Source organism: Bradyrhizobium sp. MOS001 (assembly GCF_004634465.1).
Lineage (GTDB): Bacteria > Pseudomonadota > Alphaproteobacteria > Rhizobiales > Xanthobacteraceae > Bradyrhizobium > Bradyrhizobium barranii.
The window spans coordinates 1-16,553 of sequence record NZ_SPVJ01000046.1; the positions used below are offsets into that span (position 1 = coordinate 1).

General features: G+C 65.1%; 15 protein-coding genes and 1 pseudogene. 8 read left to right on the forward strand and 8 right to left on the reverse strand.

Annotation, left to right across the window (positions count from 1 at the left end):
- A pseudogene (locus tag CT676_RS35060) lies at nt 1-151 on the forward strand (IS110 family transposase); the annotation flags it as partial.
- A 111-nt stretch (nt 152-262) separates the two neighbouring features.
- On the opposite strand, the gene CT676_RS35065 reads toward CT676_RS35060, so the two are convergent.
- Nucleotides 263-1,939, reverse strand: a complete 1,677-nt coding sequence (locus tag CT676_RS35065) for a mucoidy inhibitor MuiA family protein (RefSeq protein WP_135216396.1) — start codon at nt 1,937-1,939, stop codon at nt 263-265.
- 185 nt (nt 1,940-2,124) lie between these two features.
- Complete coding sequence (locus CT676_RS35070) at nt 2,125-2,745, reverse strand: response regulator (protein WP_063986095.1); 621 nt, start codon at nt 2,743-2,745, stop codon at nt 2,125-2,127.
- Between the two features lie 202 nt (nt 2,746-2,947).
- On the opposite strand from CT676_RS35070, the gene CT676_RS35075 reads away from it, so the two are divergent.
- The gene (locus CT676_RS35075) at nt 2,948-3,985 is read left to right on the forward strand and encodes an AraC family transcriptional regulator (protein WP_135216397.1); all 1,038 of its coding nucleotides are present in this window, start codon (nt 2,948-2,950) and stop codon (nt 3,983-3,985) included.
- A gap of 2 nt (nt 3,986-3,987) precedes the next feature.
- On the opposite strand, the gene CT676_RS35080 is transcribed toward CT676_RS35075, so the two are convergent.
- On the reverse strand, nt 3,988-5,199 hold the full coding sequence (locus CT676_RS35080; protein WP_135216398.1) for an NnrS family protein: 1,212 nt from the start codon (nt 5,197-5,199) through the stop codon (nt 3,988-3,990).
- Between the two features lie 141 nt (nt 5,200-5,340).
- Between CT676_RS35080 and CT676_RS35085 the strand changes: the two genes are divergently transcribed.
- Nucleotides 5,341-6,051: a Crp/Fnr family transcriptional regulator gene (locus CT676_RS35085; protein ID WP_038954878.1), complete on the forward strand. Its 711-nt coding sequence runs from the start codon at nt 5,341-5,343 to the stop codon at nt 6,049-6,051.
- An 86-nt stretch (nt 6,052-6,137) separates the two neighbouring features.
- Here the strand turns inward: CT676_RS35085 and CT676_RS35090 are convergent, their stop codons facing one another.
- Both CT676_RS35090 and hemN read right to left on the reverse strand, forming a co-directional pair.
- Nucleotides 6,138-6,335: a DUF1858 domain-containing protein gene (locus CT676_RS35090; RefSeq protein ID WP_014492467.1), complete on the reverse strand. Its 198-nt coding sequence runs from the start codon at nt 6,333-6,335 to the stop codon at nt 6,138-6,140.
- A 339-nt stretch (nt 6,336-6,674) separates the two neighbouring features.
- Nucleotides 6,675-8,027: an oxygen-independent coproporphyrinogen III oxidase gene (hemN, locus tag CT676_RS35095; protein ID WP_135216399.1), complete on the reverse strand. Its 1,353-nt coding sequence runs from the start codon at nt 8,025-8,027 to the stop codon at nt 6,675-6,677.
- A 159-nt stretch (nt 8,028-8,186) separates the two neighbouring features.
- On the opposite strand from hemN, the gene CT676_RS35100 reads away from it, so the two are divergent.
- The 3 genes from CT676_RS35100 (at nt 8,187) to CT676_RS35110 (ending at nt 10,660) form a co-directional block, all read left to right on the forward strand.
- Complete coding sequence (locus tag CT676_RS35100) at nt 8,187-8,393, forward strand: hypothetical protein (protein ID WP_135216400.1); 207 nt, start codon at nt 8,187-8,189, stop codon at nt 8,391-8,393.
- Nucleotides 8,394-8,630: 237 nt separating this feature from the next.
- A complete protein-coding gene (nirK, locus tag CT676_RS35105; RefSeq protein ID WP_063986094.1) occupies nt 8,631-9,728 on the forward strand; it encodes a copper-containing nitrite reductase in 1,098 nt (365 codons plus the stop codon).
- Between the two features lie 53 nt (nt 9,729-9,781).
- Complete coding sequence (locus CT676_RS35110) at nt 9,782-10,660, forward strand: SUMF1/EgtB/PvdO family nonheme iron enzyme (protein ID WP_135216402.1); 879 nt, start codon at nt 9,782-9,784, stop codon at nt 10,658-10,660.
- A 98-nt stretch (nt 10,661-10,758) separates the two neighbouring features.
- Here CT676_RS35110 and CT676_RS35115 read toward each other — a convergent pair whose 3' ends face one another.
- The 3 genes from CT676_RS35115 to CT676_RS35125 are packed head-to-tail and all read right to left on the reverse strand — an operon-like array spanning nt 10,759 to nt 12,790.
- The gene (locus CT676_RS35115) at nt 10,759-11,394 is read right to left on the reverse strand and encodes a GNAT family N-acetyltransferase (RefSeq protein ID WP_135216403.1); all 636 of its coding nucleotides are present in this window, start codon (nt 11,392-11,394) and stop codon (nt 10,759-10,761) included.
- 22 nt (nt 11,395-11,416) lie between these two features.
- Nucleotides 11,417-12,067, reverse strand: coding sequence for a 3-oxoacid CoA-transferase subunit B (locus tag CT676_RS35120; protein ID WP_011089829.1), 651 nt, complete (start codon nt 12,065-12,067; stop codon nt 11,417-11,419).
- 15 nt (nt 12,068-12,082) lie between these two features.
- Entirely contained in the window at nt 12,083-12,790 is a 708-nt protein-coding gene (locus tag CT676_RS35125) for a CoA transferase subunit A (protein WP_028151658.1), read from the reverse strand.
- Nucleotides 12,791-13,062: 272 nt separating this feature from the next.
- On the opposite strand from CT676_RS35125, the gene CT676_RS35130 reads away from it, so the two are divergent.
- Nucleotides 13,063-14,952 carry an AsmA family protein gene (locus tag CT676_RS35130; RefSeq protein ID WP_167768272.1) on the forward strand — a complete coding sequence of 630 codons (1,890 nt, stop codon included), beginning with the start codon at nt 13,063-13,065 and terminating at the stop codon, nt 14,950-14,952.
- A gap of 208 nt (nt 14,953-15,160) precedes the next feature.
- Nucleotides 15,161-16,546, forward strand: a complete 1,386-nt coding sequence (locus CT676_RS35135; RefSeq protein ID WP_071909773.1) for an ABC transporter substrate-binding protein — start codon at nt 15,161-15,163, stop codon at nt 16,544-16,546.
- Nucleotides 16,547-16,553 lie beyond the last annotated feature (7 nt).

The window sequence follows — 16,553 nt, forward strand, 5'->3', positions numbered from 1 at the left end:
CAGACGTCACAACCCCGTCCTCAAGGCCTTCTTTGAGCGCCTCGTGGCCAATGGAAAGCCGAAGCTCGTTGCCCTGATCGCCGTCGCCCGCAAGCTGCTTACCATCCTCAACGTCATGATCAGGACGAAAACACCATGGCAACCCGCTTGACAGCGAACACAGTCGCTCACCCGGATTGCATCTTCGATGCAATCCGACCTCTCCCCGCAAGCGGGGCGAGGTAAGAAGGTCGGCGCCGCGCCTCGGTTCAGATCGGGCGCATTACCCCGCCGGCACGATCACCATGCCCTTGTCCTTGGGCCAGCGGACGCGCCAGGAGAACTTGATCTCCTTGATCTCGCCGGGTTTTGCGTCGAACGCCCATTCCAGCACGCCGCGCTTGTCGCGCAGATTGGTGGTCGTGGGCGGCGTGGTCGAGGACAGCATCTCGACGCCTATATCCTCGTTCTCGCTGACCGGAAGCTGATCCTCGATCGCGATGCGGATCGGGAAGTCGTGCCCGTTGCGAATGACGGTGCGGAACGAACGCGTGTCGGTCTTGGAGGACGAGATCACGCCGGCCGTGCCTTCGTTCTGCCTGATGACGGTGCGCTCGATCTTGATCTTGTCGTCGGCGCCGAAGCCGAGCCGGATCGCGTCGTTCCGCGCGGCGGTCGAGAATTTGCTGCGACCGACGAACGTGCCGTCGCGGAAGATCGCGACCTTGCCGGGCAGCAGATTGGTATCCTCGGCAAGCTTGAATGACGCCTCGAGGTAAGCGGTGGGATCCGCGACCGGGGCGGCGCGGATGGCGAGGTCGGGCGTCACGGTCATGGAGGAGATGAGCAGGCTCTTGGCGCCCTCGTTGGCGCCGAGACTGACGCGGCCGCTGATCTGATACACGGCCTGGAAATCACCGATCTCGGCATTGGCCTGCTGCTCGTCCGCGCGCTCACGCAGCTCGGGCTCCGCCGCTTTCGCCATCGCCGGAGATTGCGCCTGCCGTGCCATCGGCTGCGCGGGCATCGCCATGTCCGACGCTGTGCCCAATGCCAGCGGCTTCGGCAGTTGCGGATACCTCACAACCAGCGAATTCAGCTCCGGTGCGCTACCGCCGCGGCTGACGCGAACGGTGGAAACACCGAGGCTGACGTTCGACCAGTCTTCGCCGGTCGACTGTGTGACCTCGGCGCGGCGAACCAGCTCGAGCTGCGGCTTGCGGTCCTTGGCACCGGTGTCGAGCCGGGCGTCATACAGCGGCAGCCAGCGCGCATTGCGGACTGCATAAGTCACCCGCAGCGTCGCCTTCGTCGCGGCGGCGGAGGCGACATCGATGCGAACCTCAAGCTTGCTCGGCGGCTTGGCCGAACGCTCCGCTTCAAGTTGCGCGAGCTGCCGATCGATCTCGCGCTGCTTTCGCGTGGCGTCGCGGATCGCGGTATCGGCGGTCGCGATCTCCTCGGCGACCGCGGTAAAGGCCGCGCGCCATTCGGTGATCGGCCGAGCCTCGCCCTTCTCGCCAAGGCCGGCGGGAGAAGCCTCCGCAAAGTGCTGCGCGAATTTGCGCCGGGCGTTGGCCGCGTCGATGTCGCCTTGCAGATCGGCGCGCTGATCCTTCAACGCTTCGATGCGCTTGTCGAGCTCGGGCAGATTGGCGGGTTGTGCCGCGCGCGGCGGCCGCGCGTCGATGGTCCCGATGGTGAGTTTTGCGCCCGCCTCGCCCTCGACACGCAGCGAGGACGGATCGAGCGAGAGCGGAAAGTCCTTGGCGACCAGCGTGCTGTCGCCGGAGGCGAGGTCCAGCGCGATGATACGGGTGACGGTGGCGCCGTCCGGATAGACCGTGACGGTGTCGATGGCCGATGTGGCGTCCACGTCGTCGGCCCATGATGGCGACGCCGTCGCCATGGTCACCAGAACCAGGCTCGTCGTTGCCAAACATCTTGCGGTGATGCGCATAAAGTCCCTCCTGCCGTATCGCCGCGCCGCCAGCCGGACGCGTGCGATCAAATGCCTCGCCAACATGGTTGGACGCGGCAGCGAAGGAACTGGTTCGATTGGGGTTTCCGTGGGGCGCCGCCGCGGCGGCACCAAGGCTGCGGAACGTGTCATCGTCCCGTGGCGAAGCCGTTAAACTCAGGTCCCTAAACCGGGGTGGGCGAACCCTGGCCGAAGATGCGGCGGAGCAGATCGGTCACGTTGCGGGCGCCGGCCTTCTTCAGGATGCCTGCGCGGTAGCCTTCGACCGTCCGCGCACTCAGATGTATGCGCCGGGCGATCTCCTTGTTGGTCAGGCCGGCAGCAAGGTGCTCGAGCACATCGACTTCGCGCCCGGTCAGGGGCTCGCAGCCGGGCAGCCAGCGTTGCCGGTTTGAACCCGGCTGCGCGAACTCGTCGATGGCAGCATCGATCCGGTCGACGATGTCGCGGGTGCGGAACGGCTTCTCGATGAAGTCGGCCGCGCCGCTCTTGATCGCGTCGACCGCCATGGCGATGCTGCCGTTCGCCGAGGTCACCAGGACCGGCGCCATGCAGTTCTCCTCGCGCAGGCGCTTGAGCACGTCGAGGGCAGAACGATCCGGCGGCATCTCCAGCAGCACGCAGGCCGGCATCCGCGCCTTGGCTTCCGACAGCAGCGACGCGCCGTCGGCAAAGCAGATCACGTCATAGGCGCTCTGTTGAAGCGCCATTGAAAGTTGTTCGCGGGAGGCTGCGTCAGTTTCAATGACGAATACCTCACCCTTGGAAAGCATGTTCCCCGGCATCATCCCGATCCAGCAATGTCTTGGTCAAATGGCCCGAGACGGCAGCGGGGCATCGTCGCGCCGCGCCGTCATACGCACGGCATTCACGCCCGTGCTTCGGTTTCCCTTATGTATGTTCCATCCTGTTCCCGGATTTGACGGATCGGGACAGAAACTTTACATTTCGGGACATCTGCGGGAATGGCTGACAGGAACGGGTCGCATGACCGACCTCATGCGCAGCGCAGGCTTGAGCTACTACCCGGATGTCGCCCGGTCGGTCGGACTCGACCCGAAACAGATGATGCGCAAGGTCAGGCTGCCGCTGGCCGTGCTCGACAAGCCCGATACCCCCATTGCCGTGACCAGCCTGCGCCGGCTGCTCGAATTGTCGGCAGAGGCGTCGGGTGCCGAGGATTTCGGCTTGCGGCTCGCCGAGCGTGGCGGGCTCACCAATTTCGGCGCGGTCGGTTTGATCGTGCGCGAGCAGGCGACCGTCAGCGAGGCGATCGAAGCGTTCTCGCGCTTCATCCACGTTCATCACGACGGCATGAAGCTTGAGGTCACGCGCGACAAGCAGACCGTGACGGTCGCGCTGCATCTGCGCGGCCGGCAGCCGACCGCGCCGCGCCAGTCGATCGACATGGCGCTCGGCAGCGTCCACCGCATCATCCAGTCGCTGTTCAGCAGCGACTGGCGGCCGCTCGAGGTGCATCTGCATTATCCGCCGCCACACGACCGCAAGCGCTACCGCGATTTCTTCGGTTGCCGCGTTACCTTCAATGCCGATGACGATGCGATCCTGTTGTCGGCGCATGACATGGAGCGGCGGATCCCGAGCGCGCATCCGCTGATCGCGAGCTATCTGCGCAAGCGGATCGAGGCGATCGAGACGCGGCCGGCAAGCTGGGAGGAGAAGGTCGACGAGGTGGTACGCATCCTGCTCGCAAGCGGCGACTGCACGGTCGAGCGCGTGGCCGAGCATCTCGCCTGCACCCGCCGCACCATCCATCGGCACCTCGCCGCATCAGGCACCAGCTTTTCGGCGATCCTCGACGCGCAGCGCGCCGATCTCGTGACCCAGCTGATCGACGACCCCGGCCGGCCGCTGGCCGATATCGCCACCCAGCTCGGCTTCTCCGCACAGAGCGCGATGGCGCGCTGGTTCCGCGGCCGCTTCGGCTGCACCATCACCGCATGGCGCAAAGGCGTGCGGCCATTGGCCAACCCCGGCGGCGCTCCCTCGGCATCCGCGGCCTAGGCTCAGCGTGCCGGAGCGGGCACGCCCATGATGGCAAGGGCGCGCCGGGGGCTGCCGGCGAGCAGCGGGCCGAACGCGATCGCGAAGCCGAGGAACGCGACGACCCAGCCGCAGGCGGCGATGTGCAGCAGGACATCGCCATGCGCAGGCAACACCACGGCAGCGACCCGCGCCAGCGCCGCGACGATGATCGCAGCGTAAATCCCCTGCGTCGCGGGCGAGGCCGTCAACGCCTGTCCGGTATGCCCGAGGCTCGCGCGCGTCATCACCGCAAGCGTCATGGTTCCGGCCGCGCCAGCCATCCAGGCGTGAATGCCCGCGCTCGGCGGCAGCGCGCCGAAGACAGCCAGGGCATGCAGCAGGAAGCCCAGCGGCACGAAGACATAACCGATATGGAGGATCAGCAGCAGCCGCTCGCGCGTGGTGCGATCGCCGGCCCAGCGTGCAAGCCGGACCAGGTGCAGCACGCCGACCAGCGCCATCACCGCGCCGGTGACCGTGTTCAGCGGCGCCACGATCCATGCGATGAGCGCGAACGCGCTCAATCCGATCATCGCGCCGTCGAAGCGCCCGAACGGCACCGGCAGGCGGCCGGGATTGAACTTGACCAGCCAGTTGCGGGTGAAGCTCGGGATGATGCGGCCACCGATCAGCGAGATCAGCAGCACGACCACACCGATGCCGACGCGGATGCTGACATCGGCCGCGCCCTCGAAGTGCGCTTCGAGATGGAAGGCGAAATTGCCGGCGAGCAGCACCAGCACGAGCACCACCACCGGCAGATTGCGCCAATTGCCGCCCGCGATGATCTCGCGCGTGGCCGCAGCAACGACCAATGCCAGGAAGGCGGCATCGACGACGAGCGCGAACGCCCAACCGATATCGGCGGACAGGGTCACTGCAAAACGTCCGGCCAGCCACACCACCAGCAGCGCGCCCAGCGACGTCCCCTGGATCGGCAGCCGCCCGGTCCAGTTCGGGATCGCCGTGAACAGGAATCCCGTGATCACCGCCGGCAGGAAGCCATAGAGCATTTCGTGGACGTGCCAGTCGCGCGGCGCGAAGGCCGAACTGACGGAGAGCTCGCCATAGAACATCGGCAGCCAGGCTAGGATCGAAAGCCCCGCCTGAATCGCGGCGAGCAGGAAAAAAGGCCGAAAGCTGTTCGCAAACAGCGGCCAGCCCTCAAAGTTACGGGATCGGGCGCCAGCCATGGGGGCAACTCCTGTGAATTCGGACGGTCACTTGGATCGTCATTTGGAAAAATACTGCCGTCCGGCCGGCCCGTTTTGCGCTATCGCAAACTGCCTGACGAATACAGGTGCCATCACACTCCCGAGCGCCAAGGAGGCAGAATGGCCAAGGTCGACACATCGCTGGTTGCGCATTTGCCGCTGTTTTCCGGCGTCAAGCCGGAGGACCTCGAGGAAATCCTGCGCGAGGCCCGCTCGGCGCGGTACCCCAGGAACGCCGCCATTTTCGAACAGGGCGCTGACGCGCAATCCTTCTTCCTGCTGCTGCACGGCCATGTCCGCGCGGCCAAGACCACCCCGACCGGCGAGCAGATCGTGGTGCGCTATGTCGCCCCCGGCGAGACCTTCGGGCTCGCGATGGCGATTGGAGCCGCGCACTATCCGGCGACTGCGATGGCGGTCGACGACAGCGTGGTGCTGATCTGGCCGAATTCGGCCTGGCCGCGGCTGATCGAGCGGTTTCCGGCAATCGCCGCCAACACGCTGCAAACCGTCGGCGCGCGGCTGCAGGAGAGCCACACCCGCATCCTGGAAATGTCGACCCAGCAGGTCGAGCAGCGCGTCGCACATGCGCTGCTGCGGCTCGCAAAACAGTCCGGCAAGAAGCTCGACCACGGCATCGAGATCGACTTCCCGATCAGCCGACAGGACATCGCGCAGATGACGGGCACCACGTTGCACACCGTCAGCCGCATCCTGAGCGGCTGGGAGAGCCAGGGCCTCGTCGAGAGCGGCCGCCAGCGCATCATCCTGCGCGATCCGCACAAGATCGTCGTGCTGGCGGAGCGTACGGCGGACGGCAATTCTGCGTAAGATAGGGGTGAGGGCGCTTCCGCTTACGGCGCAAGCCCGCCCTCACCCGGGAATCCGCACGCGACCCGTGCGAACTCCAACCCGCCTCACGCCGGCACGCATTCGCACAGCGCAGCGAGGAATTTGTCGCGATCGATGCCATGCTCGCGGCAGGCGTCTTCCACGGTATGGAAGGTCGCGATCGGACAGCCGACGCAAGCCATCCTGAAGGCGAGGAACACGCGGATCGTGTGCGGTGCCGCACGCATGATGTCATCGACCAGATCGTCGGATCGGAAGGGCATGGACAACTCCGTTCCGAAGTGACGATAGCGGAGGGGCTCCGAGCTTCTTTGTTGAAGCGCAAGCTGGTGGTTGCTTCTCCCTCTCCCCGCAAGCGGCAGGGCTATCGCATATGAGAAAACGTGGCGGGAAGCTCGCCCGCGGCCATCCTTCGAGACGCCCGCCTCCGGCGGGCCCTCAGGATGAGGACGGAGTACGTGGTTACTATTTCGACAGGCAAAGCTGCCGCTCGGCCTCATCCCGAGGAGACCGCGAAGCGGTCGTCTCGAAGGACGAGGCGCTCGCTCGGACCCCGCCAAGCTCATACGCAAAAGTCCCTGCCGTAGGCGGCGCGAGGTGAGTTACACCGCCCTGCTGTGCAACTGCTTGCCCGGATCCAGATGCGCGTCGAACGCCGCGGCGACGCTGCGGACCAGGAAGCGCGAGTCGCTTGCGACCGCGAGACGGTCGCCATCGAGCCTGACGATGCCGTCCGAGATCAACGGCTTCAGGCGCGCGGCCGATTGCAGCATCGCCTCGGGTTCCGCGCCATGGCGCGCACAGATGTCGCCGAGATCGGCGCCGAACTCGCACATGATGCGCTCGATGATGTCGGCGCGGAGCCGGTCGTCGTCGGTGAGCCCGTAGCCCTTCGCGGTGGCGAGGCGGCCGGCGGCGACGCTCTGCGCGTAGGCGCCGATCTGCACCTGGTTCTGCACATAGCCCTGCGGCAGATGCCCGATCGCGCTCGCGCCGAAACCAAGCAGGACATCGCCCTTGTCGGTGGTGTAGCCCTGAAAATTGCGCCGCAGCGTCCGTTCCTCGAAGGCTACGGCCATGGCGTCGTCGGGGCGCGCGAAATGGTCGAGCCCGATCTGGACGTAGCCGGCCTCCTTCAGCGCATTCGCGATCGCGCAGGCCTGGTCATGACGCGCGAGGCCGTCGGGCAGCACGGCCTCGTTGATCATGCGCTGGTGCTTCTTGAAATCAGGCACATGCGCATAACCAAACACCGAGAAACGATCGGGCCCGACCTCGAGGCTGCGCCGAACGGTGTCCAGGCAGGACGCGACGGTCTGGTGCGGCAGCCCGTAGATGAGGTCGAAGTTGATCCCGTTGATGCCGGCGCGATGCAGCCTCTCGACGACGGAAGCCGTCTGCTCATAGCTCTGCACGCGATTGATCGCGCGCTGCACGACTGGATCGAAGCTCTGCACGCCCAGGCTGGCGCGGTTGACGCCGGAGAGCCGCATGGCCTCCACCATCTCCGATGTCAGCGTGCGCGGGTCGATCTCGACCGCGATCTCGGCCGAGGGCAGCACGAAGAACGAATGGCGCATCGCCGCCATCAACTCGGCAAAAGCCTCCGGCGCCATGATGGTCGGCGTGCCGCCGCCGAAATGGATGTGCTCGACTTTGATGCGGCGGCCGATGGTCTCAGACACCTGCGCGATCTCGCTGCGCAGCGTTCGCTGATAGGCGGCGATCAGCCCGTCGCGGCGGACGATCTGGGTATGGCAGCCGCAGTACCAGCACATCTCGCGGCAGAACGGCACGTGCAGATAGAGTGACGCGCTGGCGCCTGCCGGGAGTCCGGCGAGCCATTCGGCATAAGTATCCGGGCCGACCGCCGGCGAGAAATGCGGCGCGGTCGGATAGCTCGTGTACCGCGGCAATCTCTCTTCGCCGTAGCTCGCTGCGAGATCGGTCCTCATATCTTACCCATTCGTAAATCGATGCCGCGCGGTGGCGCGGCAAATCCCGGATGGCATTGGATGACCCGTTTTCGGGCGGACCACCTTGCGCTCGCTCAAAGTCCGAGCGCCGGATCGGAGCCAAGATCACGTTCAATCATGACTCACTGGAGATAGGCCATGGCGTCGCTCGCGCTCGATCTCGTTCTCTGGCTCACCGGCGTTCGCGGTCATATCCCGCGCTTCGACGATTTTCGTCCCGTCCCTGCCGCACCCACCGTCGGCGCAGGTTATCTCGTGCGGGTGCTGGCGATCACCGCCGCCATCTTCGCCGCGCTGTCGCTCGCGGTCTGGGGCACGGTCTGGATTGCGATCCAGCTTCTCTGATCGACAACCATAGATTCACAATCGCGCATAGTTGAACATGCGAACGATTTGCCGCTTGCGCAGCCGATGCCACGCGACGTCGTGCGCTTCGCACGGCCGATACGCGCTTCGGCAAACCTCCTAAGGATTTTACCGGAGGCGAATTCGGCAAAAGCTTGTCGCAGCGCAAACACTCTTGCCGTAACAGGCGCAGACTGCATCCGTCATCAAAACCCTTTCAGATGAAGGATGCTTCCGATGTTCACCCGCAGAGCCGCATTGATCAGCGCCGCCGCGACCGCCCTGATGCTCGCGACACCCACGTTCGCCGCCGGCGATCTCAAGCTGCCGCGGCAGAAAGTCGAGCTGGTCGCCCCGCCCTTCGTGCACGCGCACGAGCAGGCCACGACGCAGGGGCCCAAGATCGTCGAGTTCAAGCTCAACATCGAGGAGAAGAAGGTCGTCATCGACGACAAGGGCACCACGTTCCAGGCCATGACCTTCAACGGCTCGATGCCGGGCCCGCTGATGGTCGTGCATGAAGGCGACTATGTCGAGGTGACGCTGGTCAATCCCGCGACCAACACCATGCCGCACAACATCGACTTCCACTCCGCGACCGGCGCGCTCGGTGGTGCCGAGCTCACGCTGGTCAATCCCGGCGAGCAGGTCGTGCTGCGCTGGAAGGCAACGCGGACCGGCGTGTTCGTCTATCACTGCGCCCCGGGCGGCCCGATGATCCCCTGGCATGTCGTCTCCGGCATGAACGGCGCCGTGATGGTGCTGCCGCGCGACGGACTGAACGACGGCAAGGGCCACGCGCTGAAATACGACAAGGTCTACTATGTCGGCGAGCAGGACATGTATGTGCCGCGCGACGAGAAGGGCAACTTCAAGTCCTATGATTCGCCGGGCGAAGCCTTCACCGAGACTGAAGAGGTGATGAAGAAGCTGATCCCCTCCCACGTCGTGTTCAACGGCAAGGTCGGCGCGCTCACCGGCAAGAACGCGCTGACGGCCAAGGTCGGCGAGAACGTGCTGATCGTGCATTCGCAGGCCAATCGCGACAGCCGTCCGCATCTGATCGGCGGCCATGGCGATTATGTCTGGGAGACCGGAAAATTCTCCAACGCGCCGGAGACCGGGCTCGAGACCTGGTTCATCCGCGGCGGCTCGGCGGGCGCGGCGCTGTACAAGTTCCTGCAGCCCGGCATCTACGCCTATGTCACGCATAATCTGATCGAGGCCGCCGACCTCGGCGCCACCGCGCACTTCAAGGTCGAAGGCAAGTGGAACGACGATCTGATGACCCAGGTGAAGGCGCCCGCGGAGATACCGGCTCCCAACACCAACTAGACGCGACAGGGGGCCGGTGATCACCGGCCCCCTCTTCCTTTCGGGGGACGACCATGCTGATCGCATTCAAGCTGAAACTGCTGCTCGCCTGTGCCGCCGGACTCGCAGGGCCGATCGCGATGGCGCCGCTGGTCTCGGACATGGCGGTCCATGGCACGGCGACGGAGCCTGCCATCGTCAGGGTCGCGCCGGGTAGTCTCTCCTATCGCGAGGCCGGCGATTTCACCCGCGCGGGGCTGCAGGCCGAAGTGCCGCTGCGCGCGATGCGCTTCAACCGGCCGCTGCACATCATGCGGCACCAGGTCTCGTCATCCGACTATCAGCTTTGCGTGCAGGATGGCGCGTGCCGCGCGCTCGATCGTGGCGTCGCAATCGCGTCCGATCGTCCCGCGGTCCAGGTGAGCTGGCACGATGCGCAGGCCTATGCGGGCTGGCTGTCGCGCAAGACCGGCCACACCTATCGCCTGCCGAGCGACGCGGAATGGGCCTTTGCGGCCGGCTCCCGGTTCAGGGACGACGGCGCGCCTGTGGACGCAGACGATCCTTCAAAGCGCTGGATCAGCCGTTACGAGCGTGAATCCGAGCGCGACCTCTCCGACACGACGGCCTATCCGTTCGGCAAGTTCGGCACCAACGAGCACGGTATCGAAGATCTCGCCGGCAATGTCTGGGAATGGACCTCGACCTGCTTCGTGCGCTCGCGGATCGACGCAGCCGGCAATGCGGGCCGCCCGACCGTGAATTGCGGCGTGCGCGTCGCCGAGGGTGCGCACCGCGCCTACGTCACCGACTTCATCCGCGACGCTCGCGCCGGTGGCTGCGCACAGGGCGTGCCGCCCGCCAATCTCGGCTTCCGCCTGGTGCGCGAGGAGCCGTCATGGGTCGCGAGCGTGTCGGCGCGGTGGGGCAAGGCGTGGGCGGCGAGGTCGTAGGTATCGCCGAGTAACCCGGATGGAGCGCAGCGCAATCCGGGATCGGACCATCCACGAGCACCCCGGATTTCGCTACGCTCCATCCGGGCTACGGCGCATCACATCGTTCGCGCAAACATGCGAAATCCGGGCGCGCCGATGATCGCCTCGAACGCGGGATCGCGCTTCTCTTCGACGAAGACAAATCCTGCCTTGGCGTAGGCGCGTTCGGCCGGCTGATTGCCGATCAGGAACGATATCGTCGCGCGGGCAAATCCGGCCGCTCGTCCCTTATCCAGAGCGTGCGCAAGCAACGCCTGCACGAGGCCGCGACCGCCATAGGCAGGATCGGTCGCGACGTGCTCGATCATCCAGTCGCCCTCGCCGCCCTGAACCCAGCAGGCGCGCGTGTAGGCGCCGCGGCGACGGATGGCTTCCAGCTCCGGCGCGGCAAGCCCGGTCGCGGCACCGACCTCCTCGATGGCACGCCAGGCGGCAGGTCCCGTGCCGGCCGCCGGCAGTGCGCACAACGCGGCAGCAGGCTTGCCATCGATCTCGGCGATCAGGAATTGCGAGACATGCCACATCGACACCGCGTGTGCGGTCGTGATGCGCGTGATGAAATCGCGGCACTGAGCCTGGGGCAAGCCGAGCGCGACGTCGAACCAGCCGCGCGGCCGATAGCCGCGCTGCGACGACTGGATGATTTGTGCGATGAAATCGGCGTCTTCGGGACGCGCAGACCGTATCGTCATGCGCGCCCCCGTTGCGACGACCTTACGTGTTCTTCAGCGCGACGCGGAATTCGGCTTCGGTCTTGGCCTTGACCTCGTCGAGCGAGACGCCGTCGGCGAGCTCGATCAGCGCCATGCCGCCGTCGCCATGCTTGTCGATGGTGAAGACGGCGAGATCGGTGACGACCATGTCGACCACGCGCTCGCCGGTCAGCGGCAGATTGCACTTCTTCAGCAGCTTCGAGCCGTCTTTGGCCGAATGCTCCATCACGACGACGACGCGCTTGACGCCGGCGACGAGATCCATCGCGCCGCCCATGCCCTTGACCATCTTGCCGGGGATCATCCAGTTGGCGAGATCGCCGTTCTGGGCCACCTGCATGGCGCCGAGGATCGACAGGTCCATGTGGCCGCCGCGGATCATGCCGAAGGAATCCGCGCTCGAGAAATACGAGGTCGAGGGCAGCTCGCTCACGGTCTGCTTGCCGGCATTGATGAGGTCGGCATCCACCTCGTCCTCATAGGGGAACGGGCCCATGCCGAGCATGCCGTTCTCGCTCTGAAGGCTGACATCGACGCCGTCGGGGATGAAGTTCGAGACCAGCGTCGGAATGCCGATGCCGAGATTGACGTAGTAGCCGTCGCGCAGTTCCTTGGCGGCGCGCGCAGCCATCTGTTCACGGGTCCAGGCCATCTTAGTCTCCTGATCTCAAGCTGCCGTGCGCGGGCGGGTGTTACGGAATTCGATGCGCTTCTTGGCCGTACCGACCTCGACGATGCGCTTCACGAAGATGCCGGGCGTGTGGATGTGGTCGGGATTGAGTTCACCGGCCGGAACCAGATGCTCGACCTCGGCCACCGTGATCTTGGCGGCAGTCGCCATCATCGGATTAAAGTTGCGCGCGGTCTTGCGGTAGATGAGGTTGCCGGCGGTGTCGCCCTTCCAGGCGTGCACGATGGCGAGGTCAGCGAACAGGCCGCGCTCCATCAGGTACTTCTCGCCATCGAACTCCTTCACTTCCTTGCCTTCGGCGATCAGCGTGCCGACGCCGGTCTTGGTGTAGAAGGCCGGGATACCGGCGCCGCCGGCGCGGATGCGCTCGGCCAGCGTGCCCTGCGGGTTGAATTCGAGTTCCAGCTCGCCGGCCAGGAATTGCTGGGCGAACAGCTTGTTCTCGCCGACATAGGACGAGATCATCTTCTTGATCTGGCGGGTTTCGAGCAGGCGGCTGAGGCCGATGCCGTCGACGCCGGCATTGTTCGAGACGACCGTCAGGCCCTTGACCCCGGACTCGCGGATCGCGTCCGACAGCTCCTCGGCGATGCCGCAGAGGCCGAAGCCGCCCGACATGATCATCATATTGTCTTTCAGAACGCCTTCGAGAGCCGACTTGGCGTCGGGATAGACCTTGTTCATGCAAATAACCTTCGGGTGAACCTTCGGCTGGCAGGCGTCGCGCCTCATTGGCGGCGATTATTAGGCGAAATCCTCCAAAGCCGTCAATGATACGGGGTTCTCCGTTCCGCCCTCCGGTGATAGAAGCTGCCCACGCCGTGGGCAGACCTGTCCGCGGCCTTGAAAGCGACAAGAAAACCCATCAAGTTGCGGGGGTTGGGCGTGGGCACGCAGGTTTCCCGGTCCGCTCTTCTGGCTCCAGCGACCAACCCGATCAGGACATGCCATTGACCATGGCCCAAGGAATGAAGCGCCTCGGGACGCCGATCGCGGCGCTGCTCGGCCTCGTGCTGATCGCCCTGATCGCGACCTCCTGGCTCATCAACCGCGACGCGCTGCGCAAGGCGGTGGAAACGCAGATCCGCGACGTCACCGGGCTCGAGCTCAGCGTGGCAGGCAGCATCGACATTTCGCTGCTGCCGGCGAGCTACATTTCCTTCCATGACGTCGGTCTGAAGGGCGGCGGCACCAGCGATCCCGCGCTCCATGTCGACGTGCTCACCGCCAACCTCCGGCTGCTGCCGCTGCTGCTGCAGCGGTTCGAGATCGCCGACCTGACCCTGCTGCGGCCGCGCATCCATGTCAGCCTGAAGCAGGATGGCGAAAGCAACTGGACGCCCTTCATCCAGACCATTGCGCGCACCATGAAGCCGGGCGCCGAGAACCAGGTGTCGTTCTCCGAGATCAGGATCCAGGACGGTGTGCTCAATTACGAGGACGCCACCACCCACGCCGCCGAGAAGTTCGAGGACATCGACCTGTCGCTGGCCTGGCCCTCGATCTCGCGGTCCTTCGCCGCCACCGGACAATTCGACTGGCGCGGCGAGCGCGTCGACGGCTCGATCAGCTTCGCCGATTTCGTCGCCGCCCTCTCCGGCGACCGCTCCGGGCTGAAGGCGAGGATCGCCAGCGCCCCGCTCAAGCTTGCCTTCGACGGCAGCGTCGCCAACCGCACCAGCCCGATGATGGAAGGCACGCTCACCATCGACAGCCCGTCCTTGCGCAACGCGCTGCGCTGGACCGGTCAGCCGCAGCCCGGCAGCGGCGGCTTCGGCCGCTTCGCGCTGAAGGCGCGCGCCAATGTCGTCGGCGCCTCGATCGCGCTCACCAACGTCAATGTCGAGCTCGACGGCAACACTGCCGAGGGCGTGATGACCTACGCCAATAACGGCCGGCAGACGCTGCAAGCGACGCTTGCCGCCGACGCGCTCGACTTCACACCTTATATCTCGACCTTCCGCCTGCTCGCCAGCGGCGCCCGCGACTGGAACAGGCAGCTGTTCGATCTCAACGGGCTTTCGACCACCGACCTCGACATGCGCCTGTCGGCAGCCAGGCTGACAGTCGGGTCGTCGAAGCTCGGCCGCACCGCGATCGGCGCCAACTTGCGCAACGGCACGCTGGCGCTCTCGGTCGGCGAAGCTCAGGTCTATGGCGGCATCGCCAAGGGCTCGTTCGGGATCGCGCGCTCCGACACCGTCGCCGACGTCAAGGCGCAATTCCAGTTCACCGATGTCGATCTTCAGGCCTGCGCCTCCGAATTGTTCGGCCTCAACAAGCTGTCCGGCCGCGGCAACATCAACGTCTCGCTGCTGGCCTCCGGCTCCAGCCCGTTCGGCCTCGTGCAGTCGCTCGACGGCACTGCCACCGTGACCGGGCACGACGGTGCGATCTCGGGCTTCAACGCCGAGCAGCTCCTGAAGCGGCTGGAGCGGCGGCCGCTGTCGGGTGGCGGCAATTTCCGCAACGGCTCGACCCCTTATGACACCCTCACCGTCGCGGTGAAGTTCTCCGATGGGATCGCCACTGCCGAGGACATCCGCATCGAGGGGCCGGCTGCGAAGATCACGCTGACGGGCACTGCCTCGGTGCCGACGCGCGAATACGACATGAAGGGCGTGGCGAGCCTCAATACGACGTCCGGCTTTCAGTTGCCCTTCATGGTGCAGGGTCCCTGGGACGATCCGCTGATCTTCCCCGACCCTGAAAGCCTGATCCGCCAGTCGCCTGCGGCGTCCCCCTTCCTGGACCTCCTGAAGCGGCGGATCACCGGCGAGAAGCACCCTGCGCCGACAGATTCGCCGACGGCCGATAACGCCAAGGACAACGCGAAGTCCAACTGAGGACGGCGATCGTCCGGCGCTGCCGGACCATCGCGAATTGATCCGGCCGAATTGATGCGGCGATTGGATCGATGCGCGGATTAAGCATCTCCGCTGGCCCGACACCCCACGACCTATGTCTGACAAGATGCCGCTAGATCGGCTGACGGCCATGCGCTAGTGTTTTATACGACCGGTTAAAAACACCGGCCGTTTGAGGGAGAAAAACGTGAGATCCAAGGTTATTGGCGCAGTTTCATTGGCGGTCGCTGCGGTTGGGCTTTTTGCGGCCACTGCACCCGCCTTTGCGCAGCAGAAAACGATCACGGTCTGGTGGGGCAAGGGCTTCTATCGGTCCGAAGACGACGCACTGATCGAGACGATCAAGAAGTTCGAAGCCAAGACCGGCATCAAGGTCGAATTGTCGCAGTACGCGATCCAGGACATGATTCCGAAGACGGTGGCCGCGCTCGATGCCGGCACTGTGCCCGATGTCGCCTATTCCGATTCCTACGACGTGCAGGCGCAGGGCAAGTGGGCCTATGAGGGCAAGCTCGAGGACCTCACGGACGTCATGGAGCCGATCAAGGGCCGGTTCGTGCAGAACACGCTGGACGCGTCGATCCTCTATAACGACGTCACCAAGAAGAAGGCCTATTACGGCTTCCCGCTGAAGCAGCAGAGCATGCATGTCGAGATCTGGAACGACATGCTGGAGAAGGCCGGCTTCAAGCTCGCCGACATCCCGACCGACTGGGCGGGCTACTGGACGTTCTGGTGCGACAAGGTGCAGCCGGGTATCCGTAAAGCCACCGGCCAGCGCATCTACGGCGTCGGCCAGCCGATGGGCGTTGAATCCACCGACGCCTTCCAGTCGTTCTACACCTTCATGGACGCCTATCACGTCAAGCTGGTCGACGACGACGGCAAGCTCCTGGTCGACGATCCCAAGGTGCGTGAGAATCTGATCAGCGCGCTGAAGGATTACACCGACACCTATATCAAGGGCTGCACGCCGCCCTCCTCCACAACCTGGAAGGACCCCGACAACAACGTCGCCTTCCACAACAAGACCATCGTGATGACCCACAACTTCACGATCTCGATCGCGGCGAAGTGGTTCGAGGACTCGCAGAACCAGGCGCTCACGCAGGAGCAACGCGACGCCGGCAAGAAGGCCTATGAGCAGGACATCGTCACGGCGTCCTTCCCGAAGGCGCCCGACGGTTCGACCATCCGCTACCGCTCCGACGTCAAGACCGGGCTGGTGTTCACCGCGGCCAAGAACAAGGCCGAGGCCAAGCAGTTCATCAGCTTCCTGCTCCAGGAAGAGAATGTTCGTCCCTATATCGAGGGCGCGCTCGGCCGCTGGTTCCCGGTGACGAAGGAAAGCCAGGCCAGCCCGTTCTGGCAGGCCGACAAGCACCGCAAGGCGGTCTACGCCCAGTTCACCGGCGGCACCGCCGCGTTCGACTTCACCAAGAACTGGAAGTTCACGATCCTCAACAACGAGAACGTCTGGGCCAAGGCGATGAACCGGGTCGTCAGCGAAAAGGTCCCGGTCGACAAGGCCGTCGACGAGCTGATCGTCCGCATCAAGCAGGTTGCAGGCTAAATCTTCT

What these genes read in the sequence shown, in the direction of transcription:
- CT676_RS35125 (WP_028151658.1), bottom strand. Translation starts at nt 12,790, where the DNA reads ATGAACAAGGTCTATCCCGACGCCAAGTCGGCTCTCGAAGGCGTTCTG.
- CT676_RS35090 (WP_014492467.1), bottom strand. Translation starts at nt 6,335, where the DNA reads ATGCCCTTCCGATCCGACGATCTGGTCGATGACATCATGCGTGCGGCA.
- CT676_RS35080 (WP_135216398.1), bottom strand. Translation starts at nt 5,199, where the DNA reads ATGGCTGGCGCCCGATCCCGTAACTTTGAGGGCTGGCCGCTGTTTGCG.
- CT676_RS35065 (WP_135216396.1), bottom strand. Translation starts at nt 1,939, where the DNA reads ATGCGCATCACCGCAAGATGTTTGGCAACGACGAGCCTGGTTCTGGTG.
- CT676_RS35075 (WP_135216397.1), top strand. Translation starts at nt 2,948, where the DNA reads ATGACCGACCTCATGCGCAGCGCAGGCTTGAGCTACTACCCGGATGTC.
- CT676_RS35120 (WP_011089829.1), bottom strand. Translation starts at nt 12,067, where the DNA reads ATGGCCTGGACCCGTGAACAGATGGCTGCGCGCGCCGCCAAGGAACTG.
- nirK (WP_063986094.1), top strand. Translation starts at nt 8,631, where the DNA reads ATGTTCACCCGCAGAGCCGCATTGATCAGCGCCGCCGCGACCGCCCTG.
- CT676_RS35070 (WP_063986095.1), bottom strand. Translation starts at nt 2,745, where the DNA reads ATGCCGGGGAACATGCTTTCCAAGGGTGAGGTATTCGTCATTGAAACT.
- CT676_RS35110 (WP_135216402.1), top strand. Translation starts at nt 9,782, where the DNA reads ATGCTGATCGCATTCAAGCTGAAACTGCTGCTCGCCTGTGCCGCCGGA.
- CT676_RS35085 (WP_038954878.1), top strand. Translation starts at nt 5,341, where the DNA reads ATGGCCAAGGTCGACACATCGCTGGTTGCGCATTTGCCGCTGTTTTCC.
- CT676_RS35115 (WP_135216403.1), bottom strand. Translation starts at nt 11,394, where the DNA reads ATGACGATACGGTCTGCGCGTCCCGAAGACGCCGATTTCATCGCACAA.
- CT676_RS35100 (WP_135216400.1), top strand. Translation starts at nt 8,187, where the DNA reads ATGGCGTCGCTCGCGCTCGATCTCGTTCTCTGGCTCACCGGCGTTCGC.
- hemN (WP_135216399.1), bottom strand. Translation starts at nt 8,027, where the DNA reads ATGAGGACCGATCTCGCAGCGAGCTACGGCGAAGAGAGATTGCCGCGG.
- CT676_RS35130 (WP_167768272.1), top strand. Translation starts at nt 13,063, where the DNA reads ATGGCCCAAGGAATGAAGCGCCTCGGGACGCCGATCGCGGCGCTGCTC.